General features: G+C 68.8%; 20 protein-coding genes and 2 tRNA genes. 18 read left to right on the top strand and 4 right to left on the bottom strand.

The window, feature by feature from the left end; genetic code table 11:
• The first annotated feature begins 358 nt into the window (after nucleotides 1–358).
• The 12 genes from dnaN to ABEU20_RS07725 all read left to right on the top strand — a co-directional run bounded on the left by dnaN (nucleotide 359) and on the right by ABEU20_RS07725 (nucleotide 13,799).
• Entirely contained in the window at nucleotides 359–1,543 is a 1,185-nt protein-coding gene (gene dnaN, locus ABEU20_RS07670; protein WP_005516611.1) for a DNA polymerase III subunit beta, read from the top strand.
• Nucleotides 1,544–1,616: 73 nt separating this feature from the next.
• Nucleotides 1,617–2,540, top strand: a complete 924-nt coding sequence (gene gnd / locus ABEU20_RS07675) for a phosphogluconate dehydrogenase (NAD(+)-dependent, decarboxylating) (RefSeq protein WP_420163792.1) — start codon at nucleotides 1,617–1,619, stop codon at nucleotides 2,538–2,540.
• Complete coding sequence (recF, locus tag ABEU20_RS07680; protein WP_420163793.1) at nucleotides 2,540–3,766, top strand: DNA replication/repair protein RecF; 1,227 nt, start codon at nucleotides 2,540–2,542, stop codon at nucleotides 3,764–3,766. The genes gnd and recF overlap by 1 nt, the downstream gene beginning before the upstream one ends.
• Nucleotides 3,763–4,320, top strand: a complete 558-nt coding sequence (locus tag ABEU20_RS07685; RefSeq protein ID WP_420163794.1) for a DUF721 family protein — start codon at nucleotides 3,763–3,765, stop codon at nucleotides 4,318–4,320. The genes recF and ABEU20_RS07685 overlap by 4 nt, the downstream gene beginning before the upstream one ends.
• Nucleotides 4,321–4,434: 114 nt before the next feature.
• Nucleotides 4,435–5,343, top strand: coding sequence for a metal-dependent hydrolase (locus tag ABEU20_RS07690; RefSeq protein ID WP_420163795.1), 909 nt, complete (start codon nucleotides 4,435–4,437; stop codon nucleotides 5,341–5,343).
• Nucleotides 5,340–6,461 carry a PDR/VanB family oxidoreductase gene (locus ABEU20_RS07695; protein ID WP_420163796.1) on the top strand — a complete coding sequence of 374 codons (1,122 nt, stop codon included), beginning with the start codon at nucleotides 5,340–5,342 and terminating at the stop codon, nucleotides 6,459–6,461. Before ABEU20_RS07690 ends, ABEU20_RS07695 begins: the two co-directional genes overlap by 4 nt.
• A gap of 25 nt (nucleotides 6,462–6,486) precedes the next feature.
• The gene (locus tag ABEU20_RS07700) at nucleotides 6,487–7,407 is read left to right on the top strand and encodes an alpha/beta fold hydrolase (protein WP_420163797.1); all 921 of its coding nucleotides are present in this window, start codon (nucleotides 6,487–6,489) and stop codon (nucleotides 7,405–7,407) included.
• A 231-nt stretch (nucleotides 7,408–7,638) separates the two neighbouring features.
• Nucleotides 7,639–9,675, top strand: coding sequence for a DNA topoisomerase (ATP-hydrolyzing) subunit B (gene gyrB, locus ABEU20_RS07705; protein ID WP_420163798.1), 2,037 nt, complete (start codon nucleotides 7,639–7,641; stop codon nucleotides 9,673–9,675).
• An 80-nt stretch (nucleotides 9,676–9,755) separates the two neighbouring features.
• Complete coding sequence (gyrA, locus tag ABEU20_RS07710; RefSeq protein WP_420163799.1) at nucleotides 9,756–12,275, top strand: DNA gyrase subunit A; 2,520 nt, start codon at nucleotides 9,756–9,758, stop codon at nucleotides 12,273–12,275.
• Nucleotides 12,276–13,412 carry a DUF3566 domain-containing protein gene (locus tag ABEU20_RS07715; RefSeq protein WP_420163800.1) on the top strand — a complete coding sequence of 379 codons (1,137 nt, stop codon included), beginning with the start codon at nucleotides 12,276–12,278 and terminating at the stop codon, nucleotides 13,410–13,412.
• A 75-nt stretch (nucleotides 13,413–13,487) separates the two neighbouring features.
• Nucleotides 13,488–13,561 (top strand) — tRNA-Ile (locus tag ABEU20_RS07720).
• A gap of 165 nt (nucleotides 13,562–13,726) precedes the next feature.
• Nucleotides 13,727–13,799, top strand: a tRNA-Ala gene (locus tag ABEU20_RS07725).
• Nucleotides 13,800–13,952: 153 nt separating this feature from the next.
• Here ABEU20_RS07725 and ABEU20_RS07730 read toward each other — a convergent pair.
• Complete coding sequence (locus tag ABEU20_RS07730) at nucleotides 13,953–14,327, bottom strand: nuclear transport factor 2 family protein (protein WP_420163801.1); 375 nt, start codon at nucleotides 14,325–14,327, stop codon at nucleotides 13,953–13,955.
• An 854-nt stretch (nucleotides 14,328–15,181) separates the two neighbouring features.
• On the opposite strand from ABEU20_RS07730, the gene ABEU20_RS07735 reads away from it, so the two are divergent.
• Nucleotides 15,182–16,447, top strand: a complete 1,266-nt coding sequence (locus ABEU20_RS07735) for a TetR/AcrR family transcriptional regulator (RefSeq protein ID WP_420163802.1) — start codon at nucleotides 15,182–15,184, stop codon at nucleotides 16,445–16,447.
• A 36-nt stretch (nucleotides 16,448–16,483) separates the two neighbouring features.
• On the top strand, nucleotides 16,484–17,752 hold the full coding sequence (locus tag ABEU20_RS07740; RefSeq protein ID WP_420163803.1) for a lipase family protein: 1,269 nt from the start codon (nucleotides 16,484–16,486) through the stop codon (nucleotides 17,750–17,752).
• Nucleotides 17,753–17,755: 3 nt separating this feature from the next.
• Here ABEU20_RS07740 and ABEU20_RS07745 read toward each other — a convergent pair whose 3' ends face one another.
• The gene (locus ABEU20_RS07745) at nucleotides 17,756–17,935 is read right to left on the bottom strand and encodes a hypothetical protein (RefSeq protein WP_420163804.1); all 180 of its coding nucleotides are present in this window, start codon (nucleotides 17,933–17,935) and stop codon (nucleotides 17,756–17,758) included.
• Between the two features lie 58 nt (nucleotides 17,936–17,993).
• Between ABEU20_RS07745 and ABEU20_RS07750 the strand changes: the two genes are divergently transcribed.
• Both ABEU20_RS07750 and ABEU20_RS07755 read left to right on the top strand, forming a co-directional pair.
• Nucleotides 17,994–18,515: a peptidylprolyl isomerase gene (locus tag ABEU20_RS07750; RefSeq protein WP_420163805.1), complete on the top strand. Its 522-nt coding sequence runs from the start codon at nucleotides 17,994–17,996 to the stop codon at nucleotides 18,513–18,515.
• A gap of 14 nt (nucleotides 18,516–18,529) precedes the next feature.
• Nucleotides 18,530–19,495 carry a rhomboid family intramembrane serine protease gene (locus ABEU20_RS07755; protein ID WP_420163806.1) on the top strand — a complete coding sequence of 322 codons (966 nt, stop codon included), beginning with the start codon at nucleotides 18,530–18,532 and terminating at the stop codon, nucleotides 19,493–19,495.
• Nucleotides 19,496–19,502: 7 nt separating this feature from the next.
• Here the strand turns inward: ABEU20_RS07755 and ABEU20_RS07760 are convergent, their stop codons facing one another.
• Complete coding sequence (locus ABEU20_RS07760; protein WP_420163807.1) at nucleotides 19,503–19,973, bottom strand: PH domain-containing protein; 471 nt, start codon at nucleotides 19,971–19,973, stop codon at nucleotides 19,503–19,505.
• A gap of 107 nt (nucleotides 19,974–20,080) precedes the next feature.
• Nucleotides 20,081–20,344, bottom strand: a complete 264-nt coding sequence (crgA, locus tag ABEU20_RS07765) for a cell division protein CrgA (RefSeq protein ID WP_420163808.1) — start codon at nucleotides 20,342–20,344, stop codon at nucleotides 20,081–20,083.
• A gap of 156 nt (nucleotides 20,345–20,500) precedes the next feature.
• Here crgA and ABEU20_RS07770 point away from each other — a divergent pair, with 156 nt between their 5' ends.
• Both ABEU20_RS07770 and ABEU20_RS07775 read left to right on the top strand, forming a co-directional pair.
• On the top strand, nucleotides 20,501–21,265 hold the full coding sequence (locus ABEU20_RS07770; protein ID WP_420163809.1) for a DUF881 domain-containing protein: 765 nt from the start codon (nucleotides 20,501–20,503) through the stop codon (nucleotides 21,263–21,265).
• Nucleotides 21,266–21,296: 31 nt separating this feature from the next.
• Entirely contained in the window at nucleotides 21,297–21,962 is a 666-nt protein-coding gene (locus tag ABEU20_RS07775; protein WP_420163810.1) for an aminodeoxychorismate/anthranilate synthase component II, read from the top strand.
• Nucleotides 21,963–21,987 lie beyond the last annotated feature (25 nt).

Raw genomic sequence — 21,987 nt, forward strand, 5'->3', positions numbered from 1 at the left:
ATCCTCGAGGTGTCCACAACGTCCCTCGATTCATCCTCGAGTACGTCCTCGAGAAGTCCCCACGCCTCGAGGAACCCGGACCAGCGGCTTCGGTCGTTCATCCACAGATTCCACAGTGCCTATTACTGTGATTGAAGTCTTCTCGAGAGAAGTTCTTCTAAAACAGGACCTGTGAACATCTCGGCCCGGGCCTCCTGTTCACACCCCGCCTCGAGGTGTCTCGAGACGCGTCTGTCCGCTTTCCAACATGGCGTCCGAACGCATACGGTGTCCCCTGTCCGCTGTGTCAGACTGCTAGCGCAGCCGTGTGCACTGCGGCCGCCGACCGTCCGCGCCTACCGAGAGGAACACCCGAGCGATGGAGCTTGGAAGTATGAAGTTTCGCGTTGCTCGGGAGGACTTCGCCGACTCCGTCGCCTGGGTCGCGCGCAGCCTGCCGTCCCGGCCACCCGTCCCCGTCCTCGGCGGTGTGCTGCTGGGTGCGGACGAGCAGGGACTGACGGTCTCCGGCTTCGACTACGAGGTCTCCGCCCAGGTCCGGGTCTCCGCGGAGGTCACGACCACCGGCCAGGTCCTGGTGTCCGGCAAGCTCCTCGCCGACATCACCCGCGCGCTGCCCAACAAGCCCGTCGACGTCACCGTGGACGGCACCCGGGTGCTCATCGCCTGCGGTAGCGCCAAGTTCTCCCTGCCCACGATGCCGGTCGAGGACTACCCGCAGCTGCCGACGCTGCCGCAGCAGACGGGTTCGCTGCCGGTGGACCTGTTCTCCGAAGCCGTCAGCCAGGTAGCCGTCGCGGCCGGCAAGGACGACACCCTGCCGATGCTCACCGGTATCCGCGTCGAGATCGAGGGCACCGACGTCGTGCTCGCGGCCACCGACCGGTTCCGCCTCGCGGTCCGCAAGCTCGAGTGGATGCCCACCGCCGGTGACGTCACGGCCGCCGTGCTGGTGCCCGCCCGCACGCTGTCGGAGTCCGCGAAGACGCTGGGCGGCAACACCCTTTCCCCGGTCGAGCTGGCGCTCGGAGCCGGTGCGTCGGTCGGCACCGAGGGCATGCTCGGCATCGTGGCCGACGGCCGTCGCACCACCACTCGCCTGCTCGACGCCGAGTTCCCCAAGTTCCGCCAGCTGCTGCCGGCCGAGCACACGGCGATGGCCACGGTGACGGTCGCCCCGCTCGTCGATGCGATCAAGCGTGTGGCTCTCGTCGCTGAGCGCGGTGCCCAGGTGCGGCTCGAGTTCAACAGCGAGGGCTTGGTCCTGTCCGCGGGTGGCGACGACGCCGGCCGGGCCGAGGAGGCCCTCGAGGCCGATTTCCAGGGCGAGCCGCTGGTCATCGCGTTCAACCCCGGCTACCTCATCGACGGCCTCAACTCGCTGCACTCCGAGCGCGTCACGTTCGGATTCACCACCCCGAGCCGTCCCGCGGTGCTGCGTCCGGCCGGCGAGGAAGAACTCGAGCGCGGCGAGTCCGGCACCTTCGCGGCGCCCGAGAGCGACTACATCTACCTGCTGATGCCGGTGCGGCTCCCGGGCTGATCCACGCCCGCAGCCGGCGCCTTCGGAAACGGAGCCCAGCTCGAATCACCAACTAGCGGAGGGACATCCCAGGATGCAGCTCGGACTGGTCGGACTCGGCAAGATGGGTTTCAACATGCGCGCGCGACTGCGCGAGCGCGGCCACGACGTGGTCGGGTTCGACCCACGCCCGGAGGTCACCGACGTGGCATCGCTCGCGGACCTCGCAGCGTCGCTGGCGGCGCCCCGGGCCGTCTGGGTGATGGTGCCGGCGGGTGAGATCACCCGCAGCACGATCGCCGAACTGGCGTCCGTGCTCGAGCCCGGCGACCTGGTGATCGACGGTGGCAACTCCCGTTACACGGACGACCGCGGCCATGCCGATCTCCTCGCCGCGCACGACATCGCCTACCTGGACTGTGGCGTCTCGGGCGGCATCTGGGGGCTCGAGGAGGGCTACGGACTGATGGTCGGTGGCGCGGACGCCGACGTCGCCCGTGCGATGCCGATCTTCGACGCGCTGCGTCCCGACGGGCCGCGGGCCGGTGGTTTCGTACACGCCGGGCCGGTCGGTGCCGGGCACTACGCCAAGATGGTGCACAACGGTGTCGAGTACGGGCTGATGCAGGCGTACGCCGAGGGCTACGAGCTGCTCGAGGCCGAGGCGCTCATCACCGACGTGCAGGGCGTCCTGCAGGCCTGGACGCACGGCACCGTCGTGCGGTCGTGGCTGCTCGAGTTGCTGGCGAAGGCACTCGCCGAGGATCCCGAGTTCGCCGAGATCTCCGGCTACACCGAGGATTCCGGTGAGGGACGGTGGACGGTCCAGGAGGCGCTCGACCATGCGGTTCCGGCCCCCGTGATCTCCGCGGCGCTGTTCGCGCGGTTCGCGTCGCGTCAGGCCGATTCGCCCGCGATGAAGGCCGTCTCGGCCCTGCGCAACCAGTTCGGCGGGCATGCCGTCCGGCGAGCCGGACAATCCGGCACCGTCCGGCCGCCCGGACAGTCGGGAACCTAGTGTTCGTCCGCAAGTTCTCTCTCCGCGACTTCCGCTCGTGGGACGCCGTCACCGTCGATCTCGAGCCCGGGTGCACCGTCTTCGTCGGACGCAACGGCCACGGGAAGACCAATCTGCTCGAGGCTCTCGGCTACCTGTCGACGCTGTCGTCGCACCGCGTGTCCACGGACGCGCCGCTGATCCGGGCGGGCGCTCCGCAGGCGTACGCGGGCGCGTTGGTCGCCAACCACGGTCGAGAGCTGGGCATCGACATCGAGATCAACGACGGAAAGGTTAACCGCGCCAGGATCAATCAGTCCCCGGCGCGGCGGCCGCGGGAGATCGTCGGGATCCTGCAGACCGTGTTGTTCGCACCCGAGGACCTGTCGCTGGTGCGCGGAGATCCGGGCGACCGGCGCCGTTTCCTCGACGAACTACTCACGGCGCGGCGGCCGCGGATGGCGGGGGTCCGGGCCGACTACGACAAGGTCCTGCGGCAGCGCTCCGCACTGCTCAAGACCGCCGGCGGCGCGCTCCGGCGCGGCACTCGATCGTCGGACGGTGCGAGTGCGCTTGCAACGCTCGACATCTGGGACGGTCACCTCGCCGCACACGGCGCGCAGTTGCTCGCGTCGCGGCTGCGGCTGGTGCACGACCTGGCGCCGCACCTCGTGGAGTCGTACCGGTCCCTGGCGCCGGAGTCGCGTCCGGCGTCGGTGCGATACAAGAGCAGCCTCGGCACCTCGCTTCCACCCGAATTGCTGGACCCGACAAGGGAACCCGCGCCCGACGACGTCGAGCTGCTCGAGGTGAGCTTCCTGAACGAGCTGTCGGAGATGCGGCAGAGAGAGATCGAGCGCGGGGTGTGCCTGGTCGGTCCGCACCGCGACGACCTCGAACTGATCCTCGGCGATCAGCCCGCGAAAGGCTTTGCCAGCCATGGTGAATCGTGGTCCTTCGCGTTGTCGATGCGATTGGGCGCGTTCTTCCTGCTGCGGGACGACGGCAGCGACCCGGTGCTGATGCTCGACGACGTGTTCGCCGAGCTGGACCGCAAGCGCCGGACCGCCCTCGCGGGCGTGGCCGCGGAGGCCGAACAGGTCCTCATCACCGCGGCGGTCGCGGAGGACGTGCCGGTCGAGCTGTCCGCGACACGCTTCGGCGTCGAGGCACACGACACCGAGCGGGGGCGGCTCTCGCAGCTCACCGCGCTCGGCCGCATCACCACGACGGGAGGGGACCGATGACCACCGAACAACCCGAATCCCGGCCGGAGCCGCAGCCCGAACTCAAGGGCATCGACCTGGCCCGGCGGGCGCTCGAGGAGGCCCGCGCCGCGGCGAAGGCGAACGGCAAGTCCGTGGGGCAGGGGCGCAAGTCCCCGCGGGGTGGCGTCCGGTCGCTGCGGTCGCGCCGACGGTCCTGGTCCGGGGCCGGACCGGACGACCGCGATCCGCAACCGTTCGGCGCACTCGTGAGCGCGGTGTCGAAGCAACGTGGCTGGTCGACGCAGGTATCGGAGGGCACCGTGCTGGGGCGTTGGGCCGACGTCGTGGGCGCGGACATCGCGTCCCACGCCGAACCGACGGGTCTGCGCGAGGGCGTGCTGAGCGTGTCGGCGGAGTCGACGGCGTGGGCGACACAGCTGCGGATGATGCAGGCGCAGATCCTCGCGAAGATCGCGGCCGCGGTGGGGCACGGGGTCGTGAAGTCGCTACGCATCACCGGTCCCACCGCGCCCAGCTGGCGAAAGGGCGAACGACACATCTCGGGCCGGGGGCCGCGGGACACGTACGGCTGACCCCTGGATTTACCTATTACCGGGTGTTACATTTACGGCTACTTCGTCGAGTGAACTGGGTCACGGCGCCGCCGGTCGAGGCGGGTCCGGCCTACACGAGTAGCTGGAGCAGTCATGTCGGTCACCTCCACCACGCCCCCTGCCGGGATCGAACCGGATCACATACTGTTGCAGGCCCGGAACGTCGAGTTCGACTGGTCGGACCTGCCGATGCACTGGATGCCGGGCGACCCGTTCACCACGCACGTCCTCAACGTCCTGCATCTGCTGCTGCCGGCGGGGGAGGAGTGGTTCGTCGCCACCTACAAGGAGGCGCTGCCGCTGATCGAGGACGAGAAGCTGCGCGAGGACGTCGTCGGCTTCATCGGCCAGGAGGCGATGCACGCGGGTGCCCACACCGGCGTCCTCGAGCACCTGAAGTCCAACGGCCTCGATCCCACTCCGTACACCGAGCAGATGCACTGGGCCTTCCGGAAGTTGCTCGGCCCCAAGCCGCTTTCCGGTCGGCGCGCGCAGAACCACCTGGTGGAGCGGCTGGCGATCATCGCGGCCGTCGAGCACATCACCGCGTTCCTCGGCGACTGGGTGCTCAACGCCGACGGTCTCGACCGCGCCGGGATGCACCCGACCATGCTGGACCTGCTGCGCTGGCACGGGGCCGAGGAAGTGGAGCACCGCAGCGTCGCGTACGACGTCATGCGCTACTTCGACAAGCGTGAGTCGCGGCGGATCCGCACTCAGCTGATCGTGACGCCGATGATCGTGTGGCTGTGGGTACGCGGCACCCGCTTCCTGATGCGCAACGACCCCGAACTGCAGAACTGGGCACCGAGTCGCCGGCGTCCGCACTTCTCCGACTTCCGTGCCGCTGGACGCCGCGGAACCCTGCCCACCGCAATGGAATTGGGCAGACGTATGTCGACGTACTTCCGGCGGGACTACCACCCCGGCAAGGAGGGATCGACCGCGCAGGCGGTGGCGTACCTGGCGTCGTCCCCGGCGGCCCGGGCGGCGGCCCGGTGAAGCTGCCCCGCGTGCGCGATCTGCTGACGCGCCAGGAGGAACTGACGCGCCCGGCGCCGCCGGCCGATCTGCAGGGCCGCGACCGGCCGGACCGTGCGATGACCATCGTCGAGGCGGTGGCGGACAAGTACCTGCGGGTGCTGACGTCGTACGACTACGACCCCGTCGTCGCCGGCCACAACCCGGACACCGCGATGACGCTGATCGTCACCGAGCGCACGATCGTCGCGGCGGACGAGAACGTCGCGGCCCTGACGTTCGAGGCCGTCGACGGCGGCGATCTGCCTGCGTGGCAGCCGGGGTGCCACCTCGACTTCCACCTGCCGTCCGGCCTGCGGCGCCAGTACTCGCTGTGCGGCGATCCCGGCGACCGGCGGCACTACCGGATCGCGGTGCGGTCCATCCCGGACGGCGGCGGCGGATCGATCGAGATGCACGGGCTGTCGCCGGGCACCACCGTCACGGTTCGTGGTCCCCGCAACGGCTTCCCGTTCGTGCCCGAGGGCAGCGCGCTGTTCGTCGCCGGCGGCATCGGGATCACGCCGATCGTCGCGATGGTACGGGCCGCTCGCGAAGCCGGAATGGATTGGCGCTTCGTCTATTCCGGGCGTTCTCGTGAATCGATGCCGTTCCTCGACGAGATCGAGTCGTGGGAACCCGAGCGGGTGTTCGTGCGCCCCGACGACGAGTTCGGCGTGCCCACCGCCGACGACCTGCTCGGCCGGGCGCCGGCCGGGGGCGCGGTCTACTGCTGCGGTCCCACCCCGATGCTCGACGCCGTCCGCGCCGGGTTCGACGACACCGGCGCCGTCGCATTGCACTTCGAACGGTTCGGTCCGCCGCCGGTGCTCGGCGGCGCGCCGTTCGAGGTGCAGTTGGTGAGCTCCGGCGAGGTACTCGAGGTGCCCGCCGACGAGTCCGCGCTCGAGGTGATCCGGCAGAGCCGGCCCGGCGTCGGGTACTCGTGCCGACAGGGCTTCTGCGGCACCTGCAAGGTCCGGGTGCTGTCCGGCACGCCGGACCACCGCGAGAGCCGGCTGACGCCGCAGGAGCGGGAGGACCACATGTTGATCTGCGTCTCCCGCGCCGACGGTGGCCGGCTGATCCTCGACCTCTGAAAACAGCTGACCGGGAGGAACTTTCATGAGCGCGCTTCCAGAACCGCGCGTCGTCGTGCGCGGCGACGTCCGGCTCGCGGTGTACGAACAGGGCAACCCGGCCGGCGAGACGCTCCTGCTGGTGCACGGCTGGCCCGACACCCACGATCTGTGGCGGCACGTGATCCCGCACCTGGCGGACCGGTTCCGGATCGTCAGCTACGACACGCGCGGCGCCGGTGCCAGCACCGCCCCGACCGCGGTGTCGGCGTACGCGCTGCCCGAGCTGGCGCGCGATCTGTTCGCGGTGATCGATGCGGTCAGCCCCGACGCCCCGGTGCACGTGCTCGCGCACGACTGGGGCGCGGTGGAGACCTGGGAGGCGGTGTGCGAACCGGACGCGGGGGAGCGGATCGCGTCGTACACGTCGATCTCGGGACCGAACCTCGATCATCTCGGGGCGTGGCTGCGGCGTCGGCTCGCCGAGCGGCGCCCGGCCGGGCCGCTCGCGCAGGCCGCCGCGTCGGGATACACCGTGCTGTTCCAGATCCCCGTCGTCGGCACGCTGCCGTTCCGGCTCGGGCTCTCGCGGATCTGGCCGACGTTCCTGCGGTTCTTCGACCGGCTGGACCCGTCGCTCGTGCATCCCGCGCCGACGTTGCGTCGGGACATGATCACCGGCCTCAAGCGTTATCGCGCCAACATCCGGCCGCGGCTGCGCAGCCCGCGCGAGCGCCGCACCGCCGTCCCCGTCCAGCTGGTCCTCAACCGCCGCGATCTCGCGGTGCGCCCGGTCGGCTACGAGGACACCGAACGGTGGGTTTCCGACCTGCGCCGCAGCGAGCTGGACGCGGGCCACTGGTCCCCGATCTCGCACGGCCGGGACGTCGCCCGTCTGACGGCCGCGTTCGTCGGCGCTCTGCGCCCCGAGAGTGCACCGGAGGGTGATGCGGTCGGTTCTGCGTAGGGTTTCACCCTTCGAGGGCCGAGAAAATTCGTCTGTGAGCCAATCAGGGCTGTGTTAGGTGCCTTGTATGTCGGTGAGGACACGTAAGATGGTCGAGTAACTAGCGGCGAATCTCGACACACCGCTCGCGGTGCCTCGTTGTGCGTGGCTGCGATTGAATTCGGCCACTCTCCTACGGAGCGCAGTGTAGAGCCGTGTCGGCACAGTACGGAGAAGGAGAGCTACCCACCCGTGGCTGCCCAGAAGTCAGACAAGAGCAACACATACGGCGCTTCCTCCATCACCGTCCTCGAGGGACTGGAAGCCGTCCGCAAGCGTCCCGGTATGTACATCGGTTCCACCGGTGAACGCGGCCTGCACCACCTGATCTGGGAGGTCGTCGACAACTCGGTCGACGAGGCCATGGCCGGCTACGCGAGCAAGGTCGAGGTGACCATGCTCGAGGACGGCGGCATCCAGGTCGTCGACGACGGCCGAGGCATCCCGGTCGCGATGCACGCCTCCGGTGCCCCCACCGTCGAGGTCGTCATGACCCAGCTGCATGCCGGCGGCAAGTTCGACTCCGACGCCTACGCGGTGTCGGGCGGTCTGCACGGCGTCGGTATCTCGGTCGTCAACGCCTTGTCCACCAAGGTCGAGGTCGACATCAAGGTCGACGGCTACCGCTGGTCGCAGACGTACGACCACGCCAAGCCCGGCCCACTGGTCCAGGGTGAGCCCACGACCGAGACCGGCACCACCGTCCGGTTCTGGGCCGACCCCGAGATCTTCGAGACCACCACCTACAACTTCGAGACGGTCGCGCGCCGCCTGCAGGAGATGGCGTTCCTGAACAAGGGCCTGACCATCACCCTGACCGACGAGCGTGTCGCCGAGGACGAGGTCACCGACGACGTCGTCCCCGTCACGGCCGAGGCGCCCAAGACGGCCACCGAGACCGAGGAGGAGGCCGCGGCGCCCAAGGCTCCGAAGGTCAAGTCCCGCATCTACCACTACCCGGGCGGCCTCGAGGACTACGTGCGGTTCATCAACCGCACCAAGCAGGCGATCCACAACTCGGTCGTCGGCTTCACCTCCAAGGGCACCGGCCACGAGCTCGAGATCGCGATGCAGTGGAACTCCGGCTACTCCGAGTCCGTGCACACCTTCGCCAACACCATCAACACCCACGAGGGTGGCACCCACGAGGAGGGCTTCCGCGCGGCGCTCACCAATGTCGTGAAGCGGTACGCGAAGGACAAGAAGCTCGTCAAGGACAAGGACCCGGAGCTCACCGGCGACGACATCCGCGAGGGCCTCGCCGCGATCATCTCCGTGAAGGTCGCCGAGCCGCAGTTCGAGGGCCAGACCAAGACCAAGCTCGGCAACACCGAGGTCAAGTCGTTCGTGCAGAAGGCCTGCAACGAGAACATCGCGCACTGGTTCGAGGCCAACCCCGCGGACGCCAAGACCATCGTCACCAAGGCCGTGTCGTCGGCGCAGGCCCGCACCGCGGCCCGCAAGGCCCGCGAACTGGTCCGCCGCAAGAGCGCCACCGACATCGGCGGCCTGCCCGGCAAGCTCGCCGACTGCCGCTCGAACGATCCGAGCAAGTGCGAGATCTACATCGTCGAGGGCGACTCCGCCGGCGGCTCGGCCAAGTCCGGCCGCGACTCGATGTACCAGGCGATCCTGCCGCTGCGCGGCAAGATCATCAACGTCGAGAAGGCCCGCATCGACCGCGTCCTCAAGAACGCCGAGGTCCAGTCGATCATCACCGCGTTCGGCACCGGCATCCACGACGAGTTCGACATCAGCAAGCTGCGCTACCACAAGATCGTGCTGATGGCCGACGCCGACGTCGACGGTCAGCACATCGCGACGCTGCTGCTCACGCTGCTGTTCCGCTTCATGCGTCCGCTCGTCGAGCAGGGTCACGTGTACCTGGCGCAGCCGCCGCTGTACAAGCTCAAGTGGCAGAAGGGCGCGGCCCCCGACTTCGCGTACTCCGACCGCGAGCGCGACGGCCTGCTCGAGGCCGGTCTGGCGTCGGGCAAGAAGATCAACAAGGACGACGGCATCCAGCGCTACAAGGGTCTGGGCGAGATGAACGCCAAGGAGCTGTGGGAGACCACGATGGACCCGAGCGTGCGCGTCCTGCGTCAGGTCACGCTCGACGACGCCGCCGCCGCGGACGAGCTGTTCAGCGTGCTCATGGGCGAGGACGTCGAGGCGCGCCGCAGCTTCATCACCCGCAACGCCAAGGACGTCCGCTTCCTCGACGTGTAGGCCGGCGGGCCCGTGCGCCTCTCCGGATCGCGCGCACGGGCCCCGCAGCGGCCCAACGATTTTGATCAGAAAGTGAGCTCATGACCGACACGACGTTGCCCCCCGAGGAACCGTCGCACGACCGGATCGAACCGGTCGACATCCAGCAGGAGATGCAGTCCAGCTACATCGATTACGCGATGAGCGTGATCGTGGGCCGCGCGCTCCCCGACGTGCGCGACGGCCTCAAGCCCGTGCACCGTCGCGTGCTGTACGCGATGTACGACAACGGTTATCGTCCGGATCGCGGCTACGTGAAGTCCGCGCGCCCGGTCGCCGACACGATGGGTAACTACCACCCGCACGGCGACAGCTCGATCTACGACACCCTCGTGCGCATGGCGCAGCCGTGGTCGCTGCGCTACCCGCTCGTCGACGGCCAGGGCAACTTCGGTTCCCGCGGCAACGACGGCGCGGCCGCGATGCGTTACACCGAGTGCCGGATGACCCCGCTCGCCATGGAGATGGTGCGCGAGATCGACCACGACACAGTCGATTTCGTTCCGAACTACGACGGCAAGACGCAGGAGCCGACGGTTCTGCCGAGCCGTATCCCGAACCTGCTCGTCAACGGTTCCGGCGGCATCGCCGTCGGCATGGCCACCAACATCCCGCCGCACAACCTGCGCGAGGTCGCCGAGGCCATCTACTGGGCGCTCGACAACCACGAGGCCGACGAGGAAGCCACCCTCGAGGCCGTCATGGAGCGGGTCAAGGGGCCGGACTTCCCGACCTCCGGCCTCATCGTCGGCGGCCAGGGCATCCAGGACGCCTACCGCACCGGCCGCGGTTCGATCCGCATGCGCGGTGTCGTCGAGATCGAGGAATCCGATCGCGGCGCCACCCAGATCGTCATCACCGAGCTGCCGTACCAGGTCAACCCGGACAACCTGATCACCTCGATCGCCGAGCAGGTGCGCGACGGCAAGATCGCCGGCATCTCCAAGATCGAGGACCAGTCGTCCGACCGTGTGGGCATGCGCATCGTCGTCGTCATCAAGCGTGACGCCGTCGCGAAGGTGGTGCTCAACAACCTCTACAAGCACTCGCAGCTGCAGACCAGCTTCGGCGCGAACATGCTGTCCATCGTCGACGGCGTTCCGCGCACCCTGCGCCTGGACCAGATGATCCGCTACTACGTGGCGCATCAGCTCGAGGTCATCGTCCGGCGCACCCGGTACCTACTGCGCAAGGCCGAGGAGCGGGCCCACATCCTGCGCGGCCTGGTCAAGGCGCTCGACGCCCTCGACGAGGTCATCGCGCTCATCCGCGCGTCGCGGACCGTCGACATCGCCCGCACCGGCCTGATGGAGCTGCTCGAGGTCGACGAGATCCAGGCCGACGCGATCCTCGCGATGCAGTTGCGTCGCCTGGCCGCCCTCGAGCGCCAGAAGATCGTCGACGAGTTGGCCGAGATCGAGCGCGAGATCGCCGACCTGAAGGACATCCTCGAGAAGCCCGAGCGTCAGCGCCAGATCGTCAAGGACGAGCTCTTCGAGATCGTCGAGAAGTACGGCGACGACCGTCGCACCCGCATCATCGCGGCCGACGGCGACGTCACCGACGAGGACCTCATCGCCCGCGAGGACGTGGTCGTCACGATCACCGAGACCGGCTACGCCAAGCGGACCCGGACCGATCTGTACCGCTCGCAGAAGCGCGGCGGCAAGGGTGTCAAGGGCGCCGAGCTCAAGCAGGAAGACATCGTCAAGAACTTCTTCGTCTGCTCCACCCACGACTGGCTGCTGTTCTTCACCACCAAGGGCCGCGTGTACCGGGCCAAGGCCTACGAGCTGCCCGAGGCCAACCGCACCGCGCGCGGCCAGCACGTGGCGAACCTGCTCGCGTTCCAGCCGGACGAGAAGATCCAGAGCATCATCCACATCAAGTCGTACGAGGACGCGCCGTACCTGGTGCTCGCGACCCGCAACGGCCTGGTGAAGAAGTCGCGGCTCGCCGACTTCGACTCCAACCGCAGCGGCGGCATCGTCGCCATCAACCTGCGCGACGAGGACGAACTGGTCGGCGCCGTGCTGTGCTCCGCCGACGAAGACCTGCTGCTCGTCTCCGCCAAGGGCCAGTCGATCCGCTTCGCCGCGACCGACGAGGCACTGCGCCCGATGGGCCGCGCCACGTCCGGCGTCCAGGGCATGCGGTTCAACCAGGACGACGAACTGCTGTCGCTCAACGTGGTTCGCGAGGAGACGTACCTGCTGGTGGCGACGTCGGGCGGTTACGCCAAGCGCACCCCCATCGAGGACTACGTCGCACAGGGTCGCGGTGGAAAGGGTGTTCTCACCATCCAGTACGACCCGAAACGTGGCACCCTGGTCGGTGCGGTCATCGTCGACGACGACGACGAGCTGTACGCGATCACGTCGGGCGGCGGTGTCATTCGGACCGGAGCCAAGCAGGTTCGCAAGGCCGGCCGCCAGACGAAGGGCGTGCGGTTGATGAACCTGGGCGAGGGCGACACCCTGCTGGCGATCGCACGCAATGCGGACGAACCCGAGGAGGGCGCTGCAGGTGCTCCGGGTTCCGATGGAGCGAAGGAGTCCTAGTTGAGCACTCCCCACGAGCCCGGCGACGGCAAGCAGCAGTCTTCGCCGCCTCCGGCCGCCGACAAGCGGCCGGGGGCGGCAGGGACGCCCGCGCAACCGGGAAAGCCCGAGCAGCCGGCGCAGAAGTCGTCTCCGGGCCCGCAGGGAAACGGTCAGGGCGCGCCCAAGGTCCCGGCCGCCGGTAAGCCCGCCAAGGGTGCGCCGGCGCCCGAGTCGGGGGCGGGAGCGAAGCCCGCCGCCGGTGCGAAGCCTGCGGATGCGTCCACTCCCGCACCGGCTCCGGCCGGGCAGAAGCCGGGCACCAAGCCCGTGCAGACGCCGCCGTGGCAGCGGGGACAACAGCAGAAGCAGTCGGGGGCGGCCGCGAACGGGGCAGGTCGACCGGACGGGCCGGCCAGGCCCCCGGCCGCATCGCAACCCGGCAAGCCCCCGGCGGCATCGCAACCCGGCAAGCCCCCGGCGGCATCGCAACCCGGCAAGCCGCAGTCGGGGCGGCCCGTCGTCACCGGGACGGCGGCTCCCAAGCCGCCTCAGGGTGACGCCCGGCCCGCGCGCCCCGTCGTCACGGGCACGGCGGCCCCTAAGCCGCCCGCCACCGAGCGTCGGGACACGGCCAAGGCCAAGGCCGCGGCCATCGACGGCCCCACCCGCAGCATCGCTCGTTCCGATCTGGCCAAGGACATGCCGGATCTGTCCGCGGTCCCGCGGCAGCGGCCCGCAGCCGGTTCCGCGCGCAAGGCGTCACCGACGGCCCTCACCGCCGCCGTCACGGAAGAGGGTGAGCCGCTGCGGGCAACGGTGCAGCTGCGCCGCATCGACCCGTGGTCGACGCTCAAGGTGTCGCTCGTCATCTCGGTGGCGTTGTTCTTCGTGTGGATGGTGGCCGTCGGGCTGCTGTACCTCGTGCTCGACGGCATGGGGGTGTGGGATCGGTTGAACAACGCGTTCACCGAGTTCACCACCGACTCGAGTGGCGGCGGCCTCGTGACGTCCGGTCAGGTGTTCGGTTACTCGGCACTGATCGGCGTGATGAATGTGGTGCTCTTCACAGCCCTCGCGACGATCGGTTCGTTCATCTACAACCTGTGTTCCGACCTGGTCGGCGGTGTGCAGGTCACGCTGGCAGACCCCGACTGACCAGGTGAAACAGTGCCCCGCCGCACCCGTTTTGGTGTACGGCGCCACGGTGGGGTACTGTTCTGCCTGGTTCAAGGGCCTATAGCTCAGGCGGTTAGAGCGCTTCGCTGATAACGAAGAGGTCGGAGGTTCAAGTCCTCCTAGGCCCACTCCCACGTGCCGACGAAGGGTCACCGACATGAAGGTCGTCCTGTTCGCAGGAGCCGGATTGCTGGTGGCGCTCGGCCTTGCCAAGCTGCTGAACAAGCGGCGCGGCGCCGATGTCTGGCACGAGGTCACAAATCGCTGAATCCGGTGACGGAAACAGTGCAAACGGGGCCTTAGCTCAGTTGGTAGAGCGCTGCCTTTGCAAGGCAGATGTCAGGAGTTCGAATCTCCTAGGCTCCACATTCGAAAGACGCCATCCCGGTCGGGACGGCGTCTTTCTGTTTGTGCGGGTGGATGGCGGGGCAGGGGCCACGCCGCGCGCGAAACGACGCCCCGCGCGGGCAATTGCACGCGCGGGACGCAAAGCTGCGCGCAGCGGCGCTCGGGGCCGGCTCAGCCGGTGATCATGTCCTCCTGGCCCCACACCGCGCGCATGCTGACGATCTTGCCGTCGTCGTCGAACTCCATGATGTCGATCGGGGCGATCTCGATAGTCTGGTCGCCCATCTTCGTGATCAGGCGGAAGTGGAAGGCGGCGGTGTTCGCGGCGATGCGCAGCGTCACCAGCTCGGCTTCCTGATCGAACGGCTCGATGATCGCGTAGAACTCGTGGATCGACTCGCGCGTCGTGCGGACCGGCGTGCCCACGGGATCCTCGACGGTGGCGCCCTCCGCGTACAGCGCCAGGACGTCGTCGGCGGTGCCGGTGGCGACGGCCTTGATGTAGCTCTCGACGGTGTTGCGGATGCTCTCGGGTGACGCGGCCATGCTGCTCCTCCAAAGTAGAACCTGTTTCAGTCGCGAGGGTATCCCAGCGGCGGCGGCATGTGGTCGGAATCCGGGCGGGCGACATCGGGCGACATCGGTGCGGTACGGGCGCGGGAGCGAAAGGTGTTGATCGACAGGGAGGGTGCGGAGTGCGGCGGCCCCGGTCCGTCCGATCCGCGGGAACGTGCGGCGGGGTGAGATCGAGGGTGAACGCGGTGTGTGTCGATTCGACGAGTCGGTTGTAAACCGCTGATGCTCAACGGCTTCTGAAAAGTCATCGAAACACGCTGCTGGTGCCCGTCAATTTGTACGCCGGTCCATTCCAGGTGAAAGTGCTACACGAACGTCCGTTTGACGCTGAAATGGTTCCGTGGGTGTCGACGAACTGATGCGCAGGCCGCTCCGGACGTCTCCGGCGGCATCGCGGCGGCCGGGGAGCGGACCGGCGCCGCAGTGTACGAACCGTTGCCCGCCGTGGGCCAGTGTCACGCCACCGTATCCGGACGTCTTCCTCGCGAAGATCGTCCGCGGGTCGCGTCGTCCGAACGGCCGTTTCCGGTTGTGCGAGCACGTACGCTCGGACGATCCAGTCCAGGCGGAGCGGCGGGTTCGACTCGCCGGGTCGTGGTCGGTGTTCACGCAGGAATGCCGCTGCGACCGCCGTACGCTGGTGTCGATCTCGGTGACGTTCGGGGGCGTCGAGGTCGGGCCGGGGACACGGCGCTGGATACCGCTGGTTGTCCGTCCACTGGTGACGGGACGGGCGATCCGCGCGGGAACGGCCGGTCGAGAGCAGTGACGCTTTCCGACGGCGGTCCTGATGGAGATCAGTTTTTCGAACAGGGGGAAATGACATGAGCCGGATTGGTAGACAGACGATTCCGGATGGGAACGAAACCCGCCGCGGACGTTCCGACAAATGCGCGGAGATCCTTGCCGCGGCGTCGGAGTTGTTCGCCGCCAAGGGTTACACCGGTACCTCGATGCGTGACATCGCCGGCGACACCGGCATGCTCGCCGGCAGCCTCTACTACCACTTCGACTCGAAGGAAGCGCTGGCCGCGACGATGGTGGCCGACCTGCGCGACGACATTCTCGCGGCGACGCAGCAGGAAGCGGATCCCTCGGACACGCCGATCGAGGCCCTCCGTAGGTTCGCGCTCGCGGTCGCGGACGCGTCTGCCCGGCACCCCGGCGCACTGCAGGTGTGCCTGGGGATTCCGGAGACGCAGGACGCGGAGTTGGCCGCGCTGCTCGCCGCCGAGCCGCGGTGGGCGGACCGGCAGTGGCAGACGCTGGTACGGGCCGCGGAGGACGCGGGCTGCCTTCGGCCCGAGGTGGACACCCGCATCCTTCGCGAGGTGCTGCGGGTCGCGACCACGCACAGCGCCACCCTCGCGCCCACCGGCTTCTCGGCGCGCAAGGTAGTGAACTGCACCATCGATCTGATGTTCGCCGGGCTGTCGAGCAAGCCTGCCGACGGTGACCTCTCCGAGTCGAAACCCGCGAAGGCGGCCCGCAAGATCATCGCGTCGTGGGATCGTCCCGATCAGGTGAGCCTGTCGGACCGGCAGGACCGCATCCTCGATGCTGCGCGGGTCGTGTTCGCCGAGAGGGGTTTCGACGCGACGACCACCCGCGACATCGCGAACGCGGTGGGCCTCACGCAGGGCAGTCTCTACCACCACTTCGAGTCGCGCGAGGCCATCCTCGTCGCCGTCCTGCAGATCTTCTCCACCCGGATGCGGGAGGCGCACGAAGCGATCGGTGAGGCGGGCGGAACGCCGCTCGAGACGGTGGACGCGCTGATCCGGATGCGGAGCGCGGCGGGCAAACGGTTCGCCGACGAGGTCACCATCCTCAAGTCGTGGGCGATGCTCACCAGCAAGGAACACTACGACTTCCTGAAGATCGACGGCCGGAAGTTGCTACGCGTGTGGGACCGCGCCTTCGCCGCCGGTGTGCGCGACGGCAGCATCACCATGCCGGGTTCGAGCCGCCTCGTGTTCCAGTGCCTGGGCGAGATCCTGTGGTCGACGCACACCCTGCCGCGGGTGTCGGTCGAGCGGCTGACGCGGTACAACCTCGAGACCGTCCTGTGGGGCGCGTCGCCGAAGTAGAGGACAGGTCGGGTCACCAGAGCTGGGGAGGTCGGTGTGATCGGAAGATGGTGTGCCGCAGCGGCGGCAGTGATCGGTGTGGTGGTGGCCGCGGGCCCCGCGGTGGCTGCGGCCCCCGCGAGCCCGGACTTCTACCAACCGCCGCCGGCCCTCCCGGGTCGGGCCGGGGACGTGATCCGGACCGAACCGCTCCCGTTGGCGTGGCAGGCGGGCTCGCTACCCGCCACTGCTACACGAATCATGTATCGCAGCAACGATACTCACGATTCCGCGAACGCCGTCACCGGTGTCTTCTTCGATCCGGCGCTGCCGTGGACGGGGCCGGGGCCCCGGCCGTTGGTGAGCATGGCGGCGGGCACCCAGGGCCAGGGCGACAAGTGTGCACCGTCGCGGACCATCGGGACGGTGCTGCAGTTCACCCCGCCGTCGGATGTGATCGTCTCGTACGAGGCGGTGTTCGTCGGCGCCCTGCTCTCCCGCGGCATCGCGGTGGTCCTCACCGACATGGAGGGTCTCGGTACTCCGGGTGCGCACACGTACGTCAACCGGGCGGCGTCGGCGCACGCGGTGCTCGACGCGGCGCGGGCGGCGAAACGCCTGCCGGGTACCGGGATCACGCCGGACGGTCCCGTCGCGTTCTGGGGCTACTCGCAGGGCGGCGGGGCGTCCGCGGCGGCGGCGGAACTCGCACCCGAGTACGCGCCCGAACTCGACGTGCGCGGCGCGTTCGCCGGCGCCCCGCCCGCGGACCTGGCCGCGACACTGGACAGGATCGACGGCGCGTCGCTGTTCGGGGCGATCGGTTACACGTTGAACGGCATGGCGCAGGCGTACCCCGAGGCGCGGCCGATGATCGAGGCCGAGTTGAACGAACGCGGCCGGCAACTGCTGGCCGACGTGCAGGACCAGTGCGTCGGCGAGACCCGACTGCAGTACGGGATGAAGCGCTCGTCGGCGTTCACCGGGTCCGGCGAACCGCTCTCCACGGTGCTCGGCCGGTATCCGGTCGCGTCCCGACTGTTCGCGGAGCAACGGATCGGTACTCGGACCCCGCAGGCGCCCGTCCTGATCCAGGCGAGCGTCAACGACGACACGGTCCCGTACGGACAGGTGCGTCAGCTGGCGAAGGATTGGTGCGGCCGCGGCGCCGTCGTGCAACTCAGTGACAACACCGCCCCGCCGATCAGTCCGGGAACCGGGCTCAACCACGCGCTGCCGTACCCACTCGGTGTCGGGGAATCGCTCACCTGGGTGACGGATCGGTTCGCCGGCGTACCGGCACCGAACTCCTGCGGAACGCTGTGAGAACTACGGACGCGGATCGGACAGCGACGGCGGCTCGGAGGCCACCGGCGGCATCTCCGGCCGGCGGGTGAGCGCGAACACCGCGGCACCGGCAGCGGCGACGGCCGCCCCGACACCGATGAGCAGACGTCGGCGCCCGCCTGCGGACGTCGGGACGGAAGCACTCTTGGTCGCACGCGTCATGGCTCCACTCTTGCACAGCACGCACACGCCGCTCCGAACGCAATGGCACGATAGGGGGGTGACTTCACAGACTGCTACCGCAACGCTGCACACCAACCGCGGCGACATCAAGATCGCCCTGTTCGGTAACCATGCGCCGAAGACCGTCGAGAACTTCGTCGGCCTGGCGGACGGTTCCAAGGAGTACTCCAGCCAGAACGCCCAGGGCGGCGCCTCCGGCCCGTTCTACGACGGCACGGTCTTCCACCGCGTCATCGACGGCTTCATGATCCAGGGCGGCGACCCGACCGGCACCGGTCGCGGCGGCCCGGGCTACAAGTTCGGTGACGAGTTCCACCCCGAGCTGCAGTTCGACCGCGGCTACCTGCTGGCCATGGCGAACGCCGGCCCGGGCACCAACGGCTCGCAGTTCTTCATCACCGTGGGCCCGACCCCGCACCTGAACCGTCGCCACACGATCTTCGGCGAGGTGCTGGACGAGGAGTCGAAGAAGGTCGTCGACGCCATCGCCACCACCGCGACCGATCGCGGCGACCGCCCGGTCGACGACGTCGTGATCAACAGCATCACCATCGCGTAAGTAAGGACTCTCGAATGACGAACCCCGGCTGGGGTGGTGCGGCGAGCGAGGGCACCCCGCCACCTCAGCCGAGGTGCGTGCGACACCCCGATCGCCCCACTGCCCTCTCCTGCACTCGCTGCGGCCGCCCGGCCTGCCCGGACTGCCTCCGGTCCGCCTCCGTCGGCCACCAGTGCGTCGACTGCATCGCCGCCGACCAACGGAACACGCCTCAGGCGCGCACCGTTGCCGGGGCCGCGGTGCAATCCCAGCTCCCGACACCCGTCGTCACCTACGCGCTGATCGCACTCAACGTGGTGATCTTCGCGATCACCGCGCTGCAGGCGCGGTCGCTGATGGACAACGGCGGTGGCGTCGTCAATCGGTTCACCGGCGTCGCGACGTTCGACTCCCCGCTGTTCGGCTGGATGGTCCTCGACTCGTTCGCCGTCGCGCAGGGCGAATGGTTCCGGGTCGTCGGCAGCGGCTTCCTGCACTTCGGCCTCATCCACCTGGCCGTGAACATGTTCGCGCTGTGGGTGCTGGGCCGCGACACCGAGATCGTGCTCGGTCGCAGCCGCTACCTCGCGGTGTACCTCATCTCGCTGCTCGGCGGATCCGCATCGGCGCTGATGTTCGAATCGCCCGGCGCCTTCACCGCCGGTGCGTCCGGTGCGATCTTCGGCATCATGGGCGCTCAGGCAGTGCTGTTGCTGCGGATGCGCCGCAGCGCCACCCCGGTTCTCACGGTGATCGGCATCAACGTCGTCATCAGCCTCACCGTGCCCGGCATCTCGCTGTGGGGGCACCTCGGCGGCCTCGTCGCGGGCGCCGCCGCGACCGCGGTGCTGGTGTACGCCCCGACGGGCCGACGGACCCCGGCCGATGTCGCCCGCGCCCGCCAGCTGGGTTGGGCGGGTCTGGCGACCGTCGCCGTCGTCGTGATCGGACTGATCGCGCTGCGCACCGTGATGCTGCGCGACCAGTTGCCCATCGGCTAGCGATCGATCAGTTCTCGGCCGGCACCAGTCCGTGCACGGCGAGCGCGTCGAACACCACCACCGGATCGACCCCGAGGTCCCAGCGTCCGAAGATCAGCAGGCGCTCGGTGCCGTCGGGGTCGACGGCGTCGATCTCGAGCATCGGCACCCGGCGGCCCAACCGCGGGTACGGGACGATCCGCACTCGTTCGATGCTGTCGCGTCCGTAGACCCGGCGCCCGGTCAGACGGGTCGCCGCGAGCGCCGCCGCCGGCCCGTCCTGCACGATCGCCAGCTTGGGGCGCTGCCGACCGCCCAGGAACGCGAGCGCGACCATTCCGAGCGCGGCGAGACCCGCGAGGAAACGTCCGGGAGCGTCCAGTCCGAGCAGCAGTGCGGCACCGACCATGACGACCCCGCCCGCGGCGAGAGCGACCACCGCACCGAGTGGTGTGGACCACTCGAGCGACGGCTCATGATCAACTTCATCCTCAGGCATGTGTACAACTACCCTCGTTATCCACAGGTGTTATCCACACTGGGGATGAATGACACGTGTGTAATTGGCGGCTGGGGATAACTCGGTGAGCCCGGCGAATGTGCAGGTCACCGCCATCGCATCGTCATGATCAGGCCGACGACCATGAATCCGAAGCCGATGAGGAAGTTGTATGCCCCCAGGTCGTTCATCCAACCGAGGTCCTCGCCGGCCAAGTAATACACAATCAGCCATGCCAGGCCCACGAGCATGAAACCGAGCATCACCGACACGTACACGGCGCTCGACGGACCCGCCTTCACCTTCACCGGGGTGCGGTTCGCGGGATTGATCGTGTAGTCGGTCTTCTTCCGGACCTTCGACTTCGGCATGACGTCCTTGTTTCGTGTGTATGGATAACGCGAGCACGATGCCCGGATCCGTCCGGGCGGCCAGGGTAGATTCGCACCTAACCTGCTGTGAGTACACGCTAACTCAAACCGACGCGGCCAGGACCTGTTGTCCGCGGTGAGGAGTGGTGATCGACGGTGTCCGACGTCGGAGACGAGCCGCAGCGCGCCCGGCCGCCGTTCGGCTTCTGGTCGATCGCCGTCGTGGTCGTCTGTCTGGTCGCGGGCCTGCTGATCGCCACCACCCGCGAGGTGTCGCACGGCAACGAGATCCGTGCCGCCGACTCGACCCGCCTGTCCGATCTCGTCCGGCAGGCGCAGACCGAGGTGGACCGTGCCGCCCGCACCCGCGACGACCTGGCGGCCCAGGTCGAGGAGCTGCAGGAGACGGCCGCCGGCACGGACACCCGGGTGGCGGAGGTGCTGGGCGAGGCCCGGGCGCTCGCGGATGCGGCCGGGCTGACGGAGCTCACCGGTCCGGGGGTCGTCGTCACCCTCACCGACGCCCCACGCGATGCCGACGGCAAGTATCCGGCAGGAGCGTCGCCCGACGACCTCGTCGTCCACCAGCAGGACGTACAGAGCGTGCTCAACGCGCTGTGGGCCGGCGGCGCCGAGGCGGTCGCGATGCAGGACCAGCGGATCGTGAACACGTCGGCACCACGCTGCATCGGCAACACGCTGCTGCTGCACGGCCGCACCTACAGTCCGCCGTACGTGGTGACCGCGATCGGCGATCCGGCGCGGCTCGCGGCGACCCTCGCGAACGAGCCCGGCATCAAGATGTTCAAGCAGTACGCGGTCCGCTACGGACTGGGGTACACCCAGCAGCAGTCCGACCGGCTCACCGTCCCGGCCTACACCGGGCAGTTGCACACCGAGTACGCGCGACCGGTCGTGTAGCGGGAACGTACTGCGCATTACCCTTCATCTCATGCGCATTCTGGTCGTCGACAACTACGACAGCTTCGTGTTCAACCTGGTGCAGTACCTGGGCCAGCTCGGGACGAACGCCGAAGTGTGGCGCAACGACGATCCGCGACTGACCGGTGACGCCGCGATCGCGGCCGCCGCAGCCGACTTCGACGGCATCCTGCTCAGCCCCGGCCCGGGCACGCCGCAGCGGGCCGGCGCGACGATGCCGCTGGTCGGCGCCTGCGCGGAGGCGAAGACCCCGTTGCTGGGCGTGTGCCTGGGACATCAGGCGATCGGCGCCGCCTTCGGCGCCACCGTCGATCGCGCCCCGGAACTGCTCCACGGCAAGACCAGCCTGGTCCACCACAACGACGTCGGCGTCCTCGCCGGGCTGCCGGATCCCTTCACGGCCACCCGCTATCACTCGCTCACCGTCCTCGCGGACACCTTCCCGGACGAGCTGGAGGTCACGGCCCGGACCGACAGCGGCATCGTGATGGCGATGCGACACCGCGAACTGCCGATCCACGGGGTGCAGTTCCACCCCGAGTCGGTGCTGACGCAGGGCGGCCACCGGATGCTCGCGAACTGGCTCGGCGTGTGTGGTCAGGCCCCGAGCGAGACGCTCGTCGCGACCCTCGAGGACGAGGTGGCCCGGTCGCTGGGAGACGCGCTCACGCGCTGACTCCCGAACGACCGGGACCCGCCCG

The sequence above is a fragment of the Rhodococcus parequi genome (genome assembly GCF_046042785.1).
In the GTDB taxonomy this organism is placed as follows: Bacteria; Actinomycetota; Actinomycetes; order Mycobacteriales; family Mycobacteriaceae; genus Prescottella; species Prescottella parequi.